The 13343-nt window shown below is 63.6% G+C and carries 11 protein-coding genes; 5 read left to right on the top strand and 6 right to left on the bottom strand.

Annotated elements, in window-relative coordinates:
- Positions 1–94: 94 nt before the first annotated feature.
- Complete coding sequence (locus C2L64_RS07685; protein WP_007583720.1) at positions 95–1234, bottom strand: porin; 1140 nt, start codon at positions 1232–1234, stop codon at positions 95–97.
- 559 nt (positions 1235–1793) lie between these two features.
- Between C2L64_RS07685 and C2L64_RS07680 the strand changes: the two genes are divergently transcribed.
- A complete protein-coding gene (locus C2L64_RS07680; protein ID WP_007583719.1) occupies positions 1794–3170 on the top strand; it encodes a GntT/GntP/DsdX family permease in 1377 nt (458 codons plus the stop codon).
- Between the two features lie 9 nt (positions 3171–3179).
- Here the strand turns inward: C2L64_RS07680 and C2L64_RS07675 are convergent, their stop codons facing one another.
- On the bottom strand, positions 3180–4085 hold the full coding sequence (locus C2L64_RS07675) for a LysR family transcriptional regulator (protein ID WP_079485358.1): 906 nt from the start codon (positions 4083–4085) through the stop codon (positions 3180–3182).
- Between the two features lie 134 nt (positions 4086–4219).
- On the opposite strand from C2L64_RS07675, the gene C2L64_RS07670 reads away from it, so the two are divergent.
- From C2L64_RS07670 to C2L64_RS07660, 3 genes are read left to right on the top strand one after another with little or no spacing between them, the layout of a single operon-like run.
- A complete protein-coding gene (locus tag C2L64_RS07670; RefSeq protein WP_090837897.1) occupies positions 4220–5641 on the top strand; it encodes a M20 family metallopeptidase in 1422 nt (473 codons plus the stop codon).
- 10 nt (positions 5642–5651) lie between these two features.
- Positions 5652–6965, top strand: coding sequence for an MFS transporter (locus C2L64_RS07665; RefSeq protein ID WP_103153680.1), 1314 nt, complete (start codon positions 5652–5654; stop codon positions 6963–6965).
- Between the two features lie 45 nt (positions 6966–7010).
- A complete protein-coding gene (locus C2L64_RS07660) occupies positions 7011–8081 on the top strand; it encodes a serine hydrolase domain-containing protein (RefSeq protein WP_086915734.1) in 1071 nt (356 codons plus the stop codon).
- A 25-nt stretch (positions 8082–8106) separates the two neighbouring features.
- Here the strand turns inward: C2L64_RS07660 and C2L64_RS07655 are convergent, their stop codons facing one another.
- The 3 genes from C2L64_RS07655 to bla are packed head-to-tail and all read right to left on the bottom strand — an operon-like array spanning position 8107 to position 10577.
- Positions 8107–8514 carry a cupin domain-containing protein gene (locus tag C2L64_RS07655; protein ID WP_079499673.1) on the bottom strand — a complete coding sequence of 136 codons (408 nt, stop codon included), beginning with the start codon at positions 8512–8514 and terminating at the stop codon, positions 8107–8109.
- Positions 8511–9680: a class C beta-lactamase gene (ampC, locus tag C2L64_RS07650; protein WP_090837848.1), complete on the bottom strand. Its 1170-nt coding sequence runs from the start codon at positions 9678–9680 to the stop codon at positions 8511–8513. Before ampC ends, C2L64_RS07655 begins: the two co-directional genes overlap by 4 nt.
- 18 nt (positions 9681–9698) lie before the next feature.
- A complete protein-coding gene (bla, locus tag C2L64_RS07645; RefSeq protein WP_407671762.1) occupies positions 9699–10577 on the bottom strand; it encodes a class A beta-lactamase in 879 nt (292 codons plus the stop codon).
- Positions 10578–10707: 130 nt separating this feature from the next.
- Between bla and C2L64_RS07640 the strand changes: the two genes are divergently transcribed.
- Positions 10708–11637 (top strand): LysR family transcriptional regulator, encoded by a 930-nt coding sequence (locus C2L64_RS07640; RefSeq protein ID WP_079485337.1) that lies wholly within the window; start codon positions 10708–10710, stop codon positions 11635–11637.
- Between the two features lie 45 nt (positions 11638–11682).
- Here C2L64_RS07640 and C2L64_RS07635 read toward each other — a convergent pair whose 3' ends face one another.
- Entirely contained in the window at positions 11683–13185 is a 1503-nt protein-coding gene (locus C2L64_RS07635; RefSeq protein WP_007583710.1) for an MDR family MFS transporter, read from the bottom strand.
- Positions 13186–13343 lie beyond the last annotated feature (158 nt).

Genomic DNA, 13343 nt, shown 5'->3' with positions numbered 1-13343 from the left:
GACGCGCGTTCGCAGATCGGCCGGCGAAACCCGGCGCGCAATATCACGGCGTCCCGTGCATCGCGCGCAGCGAATCTCGCCTGGACGTTGCTCCTTAGAAGCGGTGACGGATGCCGACGGTGCCAACCACTTGCGAATCCGTCGACGAAGCGCTCACGCCGACGATATGCGCGGTAATGCCCGAATTGCCCGTGCTGCCGACGTGCTGATACGCCGCTTCAGCATACACATCGGTGCGCTTGGACAGTGCGTAATCCGTTTGCAGCGTGAGCTGGTGGTACTTCGGATCGACGCCTTGCAGGCTTGCATCGGTGTACGTGTACGCACCCGACAGCGTCAATGCCGGCGTGAGCGCGTAACGGCCGTTCACTTCGAAGTTGGTGAAGTGCGCGCCCGTGCCGTTCAGCGTGAAGCCGCTCGACGTGCCCGACGCCGTTGCGCCGATCGACGTCGCATTCGCGAGCTGCGTCTGCGTGAACACGAAGCCGACGTTAGCCGGGCCGAACGCGTAGCTGACGCCCGCGCCATACGTGCGTTGACGCGAAGCCGTGAAGGTCGCGTCGCTGCTGACGGCGCCGCTCGAGTTGCTCGTGCCTGCGCCGTTCAGTTGCAGGTAAGCCGCCGCAACCTTCAGGCCACCGAACGTATACGTCGCGCCGACGCTATACGCACGGTTGTCCGAGAAGCCGTCCGCTTCGTTCGAGAAGCCATACATCGCGCCGACCTTCAAGCCCGCGTAATCGACGCTCTGATACTTGACCGAGTTGCTGACGCGGAACGAGTTGTTCAGGTTGTCGTTGTCGTACGGGTGCGAAGCGAGCGTGCCGCCGTATTGCGTGCCGTTCAGCGACAGCGGGCCCAGGTTGTCGACGAGATTGTCGTACTGGCGGCCGAGCGTAACCGAGCCGTACTGGTTGCTCGCGAGGCCAACGAATGCCTGACGGCCGAACAGGCGGCTGTTCTGGCCCATGTTGCCAGTCGACAGATTGAAGCCGCTTTCCAGAGTGAAGATCGCCTTCAGACCGTTGCCGAGATCTTCCGAGCCACGCAGGCCCCAGCGGTTGCCGTTCAGGATGCCACTGGCCTGCTGGATGTTGCTATGACCGCCGGAATTGCTGGAGTACGTCAGGCCCGTATCGAGCAGGCCGTAGAGCGTGACGGAATTTTGAGCGTGCGCGGCACCGGCCGTGCCGAACAATGCGAGCGAGAGGGTCGAGAGTACGAGCTTTTTCATCTTTTCTCCATTTTTCGATAACGAATGCTATCGTGGCGCGGAGAATATCTGATTGAATCGGCTTTGCGACTTTGTCGTTGTGTTTAAACCACCCTTTAAATGCTTTCTCAATCTTCCCTGTAATGGCATTGGTAATTTTGATGATGCAGTACTTCATATGAAATGGGGCGCATCCCTCTCGCGGATGCACCCCAAGTGCCCAATTCTAGCTGTTCTCGGAATACAGGCCTGCGGATTTTATGGGATCAACTGTTAAAGTCGCAAGCTGTGAGTTGCATATTTATCTTTCCCATTCTTATAATGGTAAGACAATGCAATTGGATCGCCACATTTCAATCCAGTTTAAATCGGTCAATAAATAATTGATAAATCCACGTATTGATTTTTTCCTGGCATCAAGACATTGCGCTCATCGATACTTAACGCCTTTGCCCGCCAGCAGGCATCTGAAAGCAGCCGCTGTTACCATCGGTCGCTCTGCGCCAGCCGCCGTGCTTCCAGCACGCACCTTCGATTCCGCTAACAACATCACCTACGCTCGACCAGAAAGAGACATCCCGTGCATCCCACCGCTGCCCTGACTCCGTGGTCCGCCCACGACACACGCCTCATTCTCTCGTGCGCGCTCGGCCTTGCGCTCATCATCGTCTTCATCAGCGCGCTCAAGCTAGCGCCGTTCCTGTCTATCCTGATCGGCACGTTCGCCGCGGGCTTCGCCGCGCAACTGCCGCTCGAAGTCGTCGCGAGCTCTTTCAGCAAAGGCGCAGGCGCGCTGCTCGGCGACGTCGGCATCATCATTGCACTCGGTGCGATGCTGGGCGCGCTGATGGCCGATTCGGGCGCGGCCGACCGGCTCGTGTCGACGATCCTCGAACACTCGACGCCGCGTCGCCTGCCCTGGTTGATGGCGCTCGTCGCGATCATCATCGGCTTGCCGCTGTTCTTCGAAGTCGGTCTCGTGATGATGGTGCCCATCATCTTCGTGATGGCACGCCGCTCGCAGCAGCCGATCCTGCGTATCGCGATTCCCGCGCTCGCCGGCATGACCACACTGCATGCGCTATTGCCGCCGCATCCGGGTCCGCTGATCGCCGTGAGCGCGCTGCATGCCGATCTCGGCATCACGCTCGGCCTTGGGCTGATCGTCGCGATTCCCGCGGTGATCCTCGCGGGTCCGCTCTATGGCATCGCGCTGTCGAAGCGCATGCAGATCGCCGAACCGGAAGAAATGGGCAAGCTGTTTCGCGCAGGGTCGACGCAAACCGAACTGCCCGGCTTTGCCATATCGCTGGTGACGATTCTGATGCCTGTCGTGCTGATGCTCGGGCGCACGGTGGCGAAACTCGCGCTTGCAAAAGACACGCTGCTGTTCGACACGCTCGACTTTCTCGGCGAGCCGATCATCGCGCTTGGGTTGACGGTGATTTTCGCGATCGTTGCGCTCGGCTGGTCACGCGGGATGTCGCGCGATCGTGTTGGCGGCATCTTGCGCAAGAGCCTGCCGCCCATCGCGGCGCTGTTGCTGACCATCGGCGCGGGCGGCGGCCTGAAGCAGACGCTCGTCGCCGCGGGCATCAGCACGACGATCGGCAAGATCGCCGTCGGCGCGCACATGCCGCTGCTGTTGCTCGCGTGGCTGATTGCCGTCGCGCTGCGTCAGGCGACGGGCTCGGCCACGGTCGCCACTACGACGACGGCGGGCATCGTGGCGCCCGTCGTGGTGGGGCTGTCGGCGACGCACAATTCGTTGATGGCGCTCGCCATTGGTGCGGGTTCGGTGTTCTTCTGCCACGTCAACGACGCGGGCTTCTGGATGGTCCGCGAATACTTCGGGCTGCAACTGAAGCAGACGGTGTTCGTGTGGTCGATTTTGCAGACTATCGTGTCGGTGGTTGGGCTGGTGGGGACGCTGGTGTTGTGGGGTGTGTTGAGCTGACGCGATGGCTCAATCCACCACCTCCGGCGCCTCGATCGCCCGCATCAACAGCTCGAGAAACGCCTGCATCGTATGCGGCAGCGTACGGCCCGCCATCGTCTGAACCTGCAGCGTCCGCTGATGCAATTCCGCATTCGTAATCGGCACAGCGGCAAGCCCATCGACGTCGAGCCGGCTGCGCACCGTCAGATAGCCCGTCAGCGTCACGGCATCCGTGTGCCGCACGAAGCTCTGCAGTGCCGCGTGATAGTTGCTGACGAACACCGGCTCGAAGATCAGCCCTTCGAGGCTGCATGAAATATCGAACAGTTGCCGGATCGTCACGCCCTGGTTGTCCATGGCAAGCGGCCACGGCATGAGATCCTTCAACGACACCGACTCGCGCGCGGCAAGCGGATGACCGCGCCGCACCAGCGCGAAAATCGGCGCGCGCTGCGAATAGTGGACGTTGATCTCCTTCTCCGGCGCGAGGCTGAAACACACGGCGATATCGGTCGTCCCCTCCCTCACTCGCTGCGTCGCCACGGAAGGCGCGGAGACGTCGAGCTGAAAATGCGTCGACGGATATGTCTTCAGAAAATGCGCAAACACCTGCGGCAGAAAATGCGGCGCGACGCCTTCGGAACTGGCGACGCGTATCGTCGCGCGGCCCTCCTCGGCCAGCCCGCGAATCTCGCCGACCACACGCTCGGTTTCGAGCAGGCTGCGCCGCGCATAGTCGGCCAGCAGCCGTCCCGCATCGCTCAGCACCATGCCGCGCGGCCGCCGCTCGAATAACGGGGTGCCCAGTTCCTCTTCGAGCTTGCCGATCTGCCGGCTCAACGCCGACACAGCGACGAAGAGCCGCTCCGAAGCCTTGCTCAGCGACCCACTGCGGGCCACTTCCAGAAAGTAACGCAGTGCAGTGTTGTCCATGTCCGCTTTGCCGTTTCGGCAACGATTCGTGGCAAATATTGTAATTGTGCAGAAATATCGGCGACCGCACGATCGATTCGACTACTACCCCACGAATGCGCGCATACCACCGCGCGCGAGGAATAGGTGCTCAGTTGACTCGTGACATCGCCATTCAAAACGCGGCCAGCCAGTACGATTCCGGCCGATTCCTCGACGACCTGCGGCGCCGCGTCGCGTATCGCACGGAGAGCCAGGAAACCGACAGCGGCGCGCGCCTGCGCGGCTATCTCGACGACGAACTGACGCCGCTGCTCACGCAATGGGACTTCACCTGCCGCGTCGTCGACAACCCGGCGAAGGGCGCGGGCCCGTTCCTGATCGCGCATCGCCACGAAGACGACGCGCTACCGACGGTGCTCAGCTACGGCCACGGCGACGTCGTACGCGGCTACGACGCGCAATGGCGCGACGGCCTCACGCCGTGGGACGTGACCGTCGACGGCGAGCGCTGGTACGGCCGCGGCACCGCCGACAACAAAGGCCAGCACAGCATCAATCTCGCCGCGTTGAAGGCCGTGCTCGACGCGCGCGGCGGCAAGCTCGGCTTCAACCTGAAGCTGCTGTTCGAAACGGGTGAAGAAGTCGGCTCGCCCGGTCTGCACGTACTGTGCACGCAACTGCGCGACGAACTCGCCGCCGACGTGCTGATCGCCTCCGACGGCCCACGCCTGTCCGCGCATCGTCCGACGCTCTTTCTCGGCTCGCGCGGCCTCGTCAATTTCAAGCTCGAACTGACGCTGCGCGATGGCGGCCATCATTCGGGTAACTGGGGCGGCCTGCTGCGCAATCCAGGCGTGGTGCTCGCGAATGCGATTGCGTCGATGGTCGATGCGAACGGCAAGATACTCGTCGAAGGGCTGCGCCCGCCGCCCATTCCCGACTCGGTGCGGCGCGCGCTCGCCGGCATCGCCGTGGGCGGCAATCCCGGCGAACCCACCGTCGATACCGACTACGGCGAGCCCGGCCTCACGCCGACCGAGCGCGTGTTCGGCTGGAACAATCTCGAAGTGCTCGCGTTTCGCACGGGGAACCCGGAGAAGCCCGTCAACGCGATTCCGCCGTCGGCCGTCGCGTTCATGCAGATCCGCTTCGTGGTCGGCACGGACTGGCAGAAGCTGGAACCCGTCGTCCGCGAGCATCTGGACCGACACGGCTTCGCCATGGTCGACCTGGAGGTTGAGCGCGGCGCGCCCGCGACGCGCGTCGATCCCGACAACGCATGGGTCCAGTGGGCGCTGCGCTCGCTGCGTCAGACAACGGGCGACGAACCCGTGCTGCTGCCGAACCTGGGCGGCACGCTACCCAACGACGTCTTTGCCGACGTGCTCGGCATGCCGACGCTATGGGTGCCGCACTCGTATCCCGGCTGCTCGCAGCACGCGCCGAACGAGCATCTGCTTGGTCCCGTCGTGCGCGACGGACTCCGCATCATGGCTGGACTCTTCTGGGATCTCGGCGCGCAGGACACCACCGCAACCAATCCCGCACCGCATGCTTCGACAACCCTTGCATAAGGAAGTCGCAATGAACATGGATTCCGTCACCGCGCATCATCCGGGTCATTCGTCGCATGAAGCGGTTACGCAGCCGATTTCGGGCAAGAGCGTCTCGCGCCTGATCATCGCGACATCGATCGGCAATGCGCTCGAGTTCTACGACCTGATCGCCTACGGCTACTTCGCGACCACGCTGTCGAAGCTGTTCTTTCCGGCGCACAACGCGACGATCTCCCTGCTGCTGACGCTCGGCACCTTCGCGCTGTCGTACCTCGCGCGGCCCGTCGGCGCGCTCGTGCTCGGCTCGTACAGCGACCGCAAGGGCCGCAAGGCATCGCTGACGCTGTCCATTGCGATGATGACCGTCGGCACCGGGATGGTCGCGCTGATGCCCACCTACGCGACGATCGGACTACTCGCGCCCATCGGCATTTTCGTGTCGCGGCTGTTGCAAGGCTTTTCGGCGGGCGGCGAGTTCGGCAGCTCAACGGCGTTCCTGATCGAACACGCGCCAGAGCGCAGCGGCTTCATGTCGAGCTGGCAGTTCTCCAGCCAGGGCGCCAGCACGCTGCTCGCGTCGGCGTTCGGCGCGGTGCTGACGGGCATGTTGACGCAGCCGCAACTGGAAGGCTGGGGCTGGCGCATTCCGTTCCTGTTCGGCATGCTGATCGGGCCTGTCGGGCTGTACATCCGCCGGCGCATCGACGAGACGCCCGAATTCGAGCGCATCGAAAAAGCCCATTCTCCCGTGCGCGAAATGCTCGCGACGCAGAAGTCGCGCGTGCTGGCGTCGATCGGCGTACTGGTGCTGACCACGACGGCCAACTACATGATTCTCTACATGCCGACCTACGCAGCGCGGCAACTCGGTCTGGCGCCTTCGTCCGGCTTCATCGCGACGCTGATCGCGGGGCTGATCGTCACGGTGCTCACGCCCATCGTCGGACACTGGTCGGACAAGGTGGGCCGCACGCGCATCATGCTCGGCGCAGGCGCGCTGTTTTTCCTGACGGTTTATCCGGCGTTCATGTTCATGAACGCCCACCCGTCCCTGCCGACGCTGCTCGCCGCCGTTACTTGGGTCGCGCTGCTGAAGGCCACCTACTTCGCGCCAATCCCCGCGCTGATGGCCGAGCTGTTTCCGCCCCGCACGCGCACCACGGGCATGGCGTTCGGCTACAACATCGGCACGACGATTTTCGGCGGCTTCACGCCGCTCGCGGTGGCATCGCTGATCGCGGCGACGGGCAACAACCTCGCGCCGGGCCTCTATCTGATGATGGCCGCCGTATTGAGCCTGCTGACCCTGGTCTGGGCGCGGGCGCGGCTGAACGCACATTGAATCGAATCACATTGAATCGAATTCACAAGCAAGGAACAGGCACCTATGCAACACGATTTGCCGCAGGAACTCCGCGAGGCTATCCAGTTTTCGATCGACCACGAATCGCAGTGGGATCGCAACGCCGACGGCAAGTTCGGCGTGCATGTGAACGATCCGCCGCCGTGGAACCGGCTGCTCGGGCCGATTCATGACCGCGGGCCGGTGTCGGGTGCCGTGGCCGTCGATGGCCGGCTGCTCGCGACATGGGGCGAGCCGGATCGCGCCGACCTGACGTTCAGCATCGCGAAGACCTATCTCGCGCTGCTGGCGGGCGTCGCGCACGATCGCGGCCTGCTGCCCGATCCCGACGAGGCGGTACTCGTGCGTGTGCCCGGTATCGGCTTCGACGACTCGCACAACGCGTCCATCACCTGGACGCAGCTGTTGCAACAGACGAGCGAATGGCAAGGCAAGTGCTTCAGCCTGACCGATCAGGCCGATCACTATCGCGCCGTGACCTTCGGCGATCCGCCCAATGGCAAGAAGGGCGATCTGCGCCCGTTGCAGCAGCCCGGCACGTACTGGGAATACAACGACGTGCGTATCAACCAGTTGTCGCTCGCGCTGCTGCATCTGTTCGGCAAGCCCTTGCCCGAGGTGTTTCGCGAGACCATCATGCGGCCCGTCGGTGCGAGCGGGAACTGGCAATGGGTCGGCTATGACGACGCGTGGATCGACATCAACGGCACGCGCGTGCAGTCGGTGCCGGGTGGTTCGCACTGGGGCGGCGGCATGTCGGTGAGCGCGAGCGATCAGCTGAAAGTCGCGCAGATGCTGCTCGACGGCGGCGTCGCCAACGGACGCCGCGTGCTGTCGACGGAATGGATTTCGCGGATGCAAACGCCCTGCGCGCTCGCGCCGTACTACGGCTATCTGGTGTGGCTCAACACGGGTCGCCGCGTGTTTCCGGGCGTGCCGGAAACGAGCTACTTCGGCGTCGGTGCGGGCAGCTCGTTCATGTGGATCGAGCCGGAGCGGCGGATCGCGTTGATCGTGCGCTGGCTCGATTCGAAGTTCGCGGATGCGTTCTTCGGCAAGATGCTCGAAGCAATCGATACGGTGTGCACGCGATAACCGCTACGCCCATCGTATCGATCGGTCAATCCGGTGCCGGGACGTTGAATGGCTTGCCCGGCGTATGGACCCAGCTTGCGAGCACCTTCGCGCCGGACGGGCCGGCCTTCGTGACATGCACGAGATTGGCCGCCAGCGCGAACGACTCTCCCGCGCGATACACATGCGCCGCCTTGCCGTCGATCTGCACGGTGACCTCGCCTTCGAGCACGTAGCAGAGTTCCGGCCCCGTCGCCTTGTGGCGCGGCTTGGATGCATTGGGCGGAAATTCGGCGATTCCCATGCCCAACTCGCGATCGGTTTGCAAGACGGGCGCTCGTTGCAGGACGATCGTCTCCTTTGCTTCGGGCGCTTTATCGGCGGCACGTGCAGACTGCGCACAAGCACAACCGCACGTGACAAGCGCCGCTGCGATGAAACGTAAACGGTTCATCGCTGCTCCAGCGACGTCAATATCCTGTGCGCGGCGGCCACCCGGTCGAGGATCGGGAAATTCCGGTTGCCGAGAATCACGATGCCCATGTGCTTCTGCGGCACGAACGCCACGTACGAGCCGAAACCGTTCGTCGAACCCGTCTTGTTGATCCACACGTTGTCCTTCGGCGCTTCCGGCGGCTCGATCTTCGTGACGGGCGTGGCATCGAGCGCCATCGCGGGCGCGTTGCCTTCCATCAGCGAGTTCAATGCCACGGGATACGGGTATTGCTCCCAGATCAGATCCTGCGTCATCGGGCCTGCCTGGAAGTAGCCGGTATGCGTGTCGGTGATCGCGCGTTGCAGTTGCGCGTCGAGCTCAACCTGTTTCATGTTGGCTTCGACGAAGCGCAGCATGTCGGTGGCCGTCGATTTGACGCCGTACGCTTGCGGCGCGAACTCGCCGCCCGCCATGCGGATCGGTTGGCCTGTCTTCGTATAGCCTTGCGCGTAGTCGGGCGCTCTGTCGACGGGAACGTCGATGAAACTGTTCTTCAGGCCGAGCGCAGGAAAAAGCCGTCGTTCGATCAGGGCGGTGAAATCCTGCCCCATGCTCTTCGCCGTGATCATGCCAAGCGCGCCGATGCCTGGGTTCGCATATGTCCGGACCATACCAGGCGCATGGGCGGGACGCCAGGCCTTGAACCAGCGGATCATCTGATCGTCGTTCTGAATGTCGTCGGGCACCTGCAATGGCAGACCGCCCGGCGTATGCGTGCCGAGATTCAACAGGCTCACGTTGCCGAACTGCGTGCCGCGCAGCGTCGGCAGATACTTCGCTACGCTGTCGGTCAACGACAATTGCTTGTCGACCTGCGCCCATGATGTCAGCGTCGCCGTGAAGGTTTTGCTGACCGAGCCGAGTTCGAACAGCGTTGCGTCGGTGACAGGCTTGCCCGTTTCCGTCGATGCAACGCCGTAGTTGAACACCACCGCCCTGCCATCGACGATCACGCCAACGGCCATGCCGGGAATCTTGTCTTTCGTCATCAGCGGTTGAATCGCCGCGTCGACCGCACGTTTGATGTTCTCTTGCGGCGCATCGGCCGCATGGCTCGCGCCCGGGGTCATCCACATCGCGCAGAGCATGGCTGCAACGCGCGCACTCACCGTACCGAACTTCATCGCTTCGTTTCCCCTCGTTCAAATGTTCGCGACCAGCGCCCCGACCTGCGCGATCGCAGCGTCGCGCTGCGTCGAGGTAGCTTGAGTCGCGCCCGTCAGATACGCCACGACCAGAATCGGCGCGCGGCCTTCAGGCCAGATGACGGCGATATCGTTCGACGTGCCCCGTTCGCCCGTGCCCGTCTTGTCGCCGATACGCCAGGCCTTCGGCAAGCCGGCGCGCAGCCGCGCATCGCCCGTCTTGTTGCCGGCGAGCCAGGCCGTGAGCTGCTCGCGCGACGCGGCGGACAAATGCCCGCCGAGCAACAGCGCGCGCATGTCGGCGAGCATCGCGGCGGGTGTGGTCGTATCGCGCGGATCGGCTTCCGTCGCTTCGTTGAGCGTCGGCTCGTTGCGGTCGAGCCGCGTGATCCGATCGCCGATACCGCGTGCAAAAGCCGTCAGCGCCGCCGGCCCGCCGATGCTATCGAGCAGCAGATTCGCAGCCGTGTTGTCGCTGCGCGTGATGGCGGCTTCGCACAACTCGGCGACCGTCATCCCGTCGTCGCCTGCGCGCGGACCGCTGACGGGCGAATTCGCCACCACGGCCTCCTTCGAATAGACGATCGTGCGCCCAAGCTGTTCTTTGCCTTGATCCTTGCGCACCAGCACCGCCGACGCGAGCAGGAACTTGAACGTGCTGCACATCGGAAAGCGCTCGTGCATGCGCCAGCCCTGCGGTTTCGCGCTTGCCGTATCGAGTATCGCGACGCCCATGCGCCCGCCCGTTTGCGCTTCGATCCGCGCGAGCTGCTTTTCCAAAGCGCTCGCGTGCGACGCGCCGCGTTGCGCGGATGCCGCCGCGCTCGCCCCTGCGCCGAACGCATGAGCCGCAACACCAGCTAACCCACTGCCCATCAACGTAAATGTAAATGTCCGCCTCGTGACCATTGCTCCTCCTTGACGTGCCGCCACTATCGCGTTTTCGCAGCCGGGTGACAAACGATGATAAATTGCTCGATGCCCCAGAATTTCTTATGGCTCGAACATGCGACCGTATCTTCCGCTGAACGCGCTGCGCGCCTTCGAATCGTCGGCCCGGCATCTGAGCTTCACGCGCGCCGCGCTCGAACTGAACGTCACGCAGGCCGCCGTCAGCCAGCAGGTGCGCATGCTGGAGGAGCGCCTCGGCGCGACGCTTTTCAAGCGCCTGCCGCGCGGCCTCGCGATCACCGATGAAGGACTCGCACTGCGCCCTGTGCTCAGCGACGCGTTCGACCGCATCGAGGCCGTGTTGCGGCAGTTCGAAGGCGGGCATTTTCATGAGGTGCTGACGGTCGGCGCGGTCGGGACGTTCGCGGTCGGCTGGCTGATGCCGCGCCTGAAGGCGTTTCATGACGCGCATCCGTTCATCGAGTTGCGTCTGCTGACCAACAACAATCTCGTCGATCTCGCCGCCGAAGGTCTCGACTTCGCGATCCGCTTCGGCGACGGCACATGGCCCGGCTCACGCGCGCAGAAGCTGTTCGATGCGCCGCTTTCGTTGCTGTGCACGCCGGAGATTGCGCAACGGCTTCAGGCGCCCGCCGATCTCATCAATGAAAAGCTGCTGCGCTCGTATCGCGCCGACGACTGGGCAAACTGGTTCGCGGCGGCGGGCCTCGCGCCGCGTCCCGTGCGTGGCCCCGTGTTCGATTCGTCGCGGCTGATGGTGGAAGCGGCAATGCAAGGCGCGGGTGTGGCGCTCGCACCCGCTTCGATGTTCGAACGCGATCTGTCGATGGGACGTCTCGCGCGTCCGTTCGATATCGACGTGCATGCGGGCAGCTACTGGCTCACCTGGCAAAAGGCGAAACCGGCGACGCCCGCGATGCGCGCGTTCAGTCTCTGGATCGGGAAGGAAGTGGATGAAGGCGCAGCGAGCGGCGATGCGCCTGGCGAGCAGGGCTTCAGAAAGCCGCCTGCCTCGGCGCAGTGAGCACGCGTGTCGCCGCAACGGCCGCACCCGTGCGCCCGAGGTAGATCACATCTCCGTCAGATGCGCAGCCGCCGATGTTTCGCGCGGCTGTCCGCCGAGCTTGATGTGCGGCACCATCATCACCGACAGCACCGCGCCCACGCAGATCACGAAGATCGACAGGAACGTCAGATGCAGCGAGTGATGCAGCGCCGCGCGCACCATGTCGTTGCTCGAGATCGCCGCTTGCGCAGCGTTGGGCGTCGCATCGAGCAGCGAGCGCAACTGGTCGGACGTGATCGCCATGCCCTTGTAATGGCTCAACCCGAAGTTCAGCACCGCGCCGAAAATCGCCGCGCCGAGCGTGCTGCCCAGATTGCGCGAGAACAGATTCGATGCCGTCGCGGAGCCGCGTTCGAGCGGCTGCACGATCTCCTGGATCAGGATCAGCGAACTGACGCTCACGATCCCCATGCCCAGCCCCATCACGAGCGAACCGACGCCCGCCAGCACGGGCGAGCCGTCCGGTTGCAGCAGCGCAAACGCAATCGCGCCAAGCGGCAGGAAGAAGCTGCCGCCGATCATCGTGCGCCGCAGCCCGAGCCGATGAAACGACCTCGCGGTAAAGGTCGCGCCCGACGGCCAGCCGAGCATCACCATCGTCAGCGCGAGCCCCGCGACCACGGGCGATTGATGCAGCACGCCCTGCACGTACATCGGCAGGAAGGTGGTGAGACCCATCAGCGCCATGCCCGACAGTACGGTCGCCGCATTGCACGCCGCAATGGGACGATGGCTCCACAGCTTGAACGAGATCATCGGCTCCGGCACGCGCCGTTCATGCCACACGAACAGCGCGGCGCAAACCACGCACAGCGCGAATTCGAACAGCGCGCGTGTGTCGTTTTCCGAGCCGGCATCCGTGAGCGCCATCATCAGTGCGCCGATTGCGATGGTGAACAGCACGGCGCCCATGATGTCGATAGACGGCCGTTGATGGCGCTTCTCTTCGTGCAGGTACTTGATGAAGCCAAACGCGGCCAGAATGCCGATCGGCACGTTGATCCAGAAAATCCACGACCACGACAGATCGCGGATCAGGAGACCGCCCGCCATCGGACCGATCACCGCAGAGATCGCCCAGACGCTCGCGAGATAGCCCTGGATCTTGCCGCGCTCGCGCGCCGGATACAGATCGCCGACGATGGTCAACGTAACTGGCTGGATCGCGCCCGCGCCGATGCCCTGAATCAGCCGGAACACGATCATCGCGGGCATCGACCACGCAAAGCCCGCGCCGAGCGAGCCGATCAGGAAGATGACGATGCCCACCAGCACGGTCGGCTTGCGGCCGTAAAGGTCGGCGAGCTTGCCGAACACGACGGTCATCGCCGTTTGCGCCAGCAGGAACGATGAGAAGACCCAACTGTAAAGACGCAGGCCGCCTAGCTGGGTGACGATCTGCGGCATGGCCGTCGATACGATGGTGGCTTCGATGGCCACCATCGCCATCGATGCCATCACCGCCGCGATGACGAGATGACGCTTCGTCTGAGGATGAGTCGACATGGGGGGATGTAGTTGTGTGCGGCGCTGGAACGTCGAAAGCTCGCTGAAACATGATGTTTCAGGCGAACCAATCGATGCGCGCAAAGAAATGTATGCTACCGCTTAATTGCGCTGCTTGCACTTGGATTGTGCGCGCATTCACGCCGCGCCGGCGCGTG

The organism is Paraburkholderia hospita (assembly GCF_002902965.1).
GTDB classification, from domain to species: Bacteria; Pseudomonadota; Gammaproteobacteria; order Burkholderiales; family Burkholderiaceae; genus Paraburkholderia; species Paraburkholderia hospita.
This window is presented reverse-complemented; position numbering and strand designations above follow the sequence as displayed.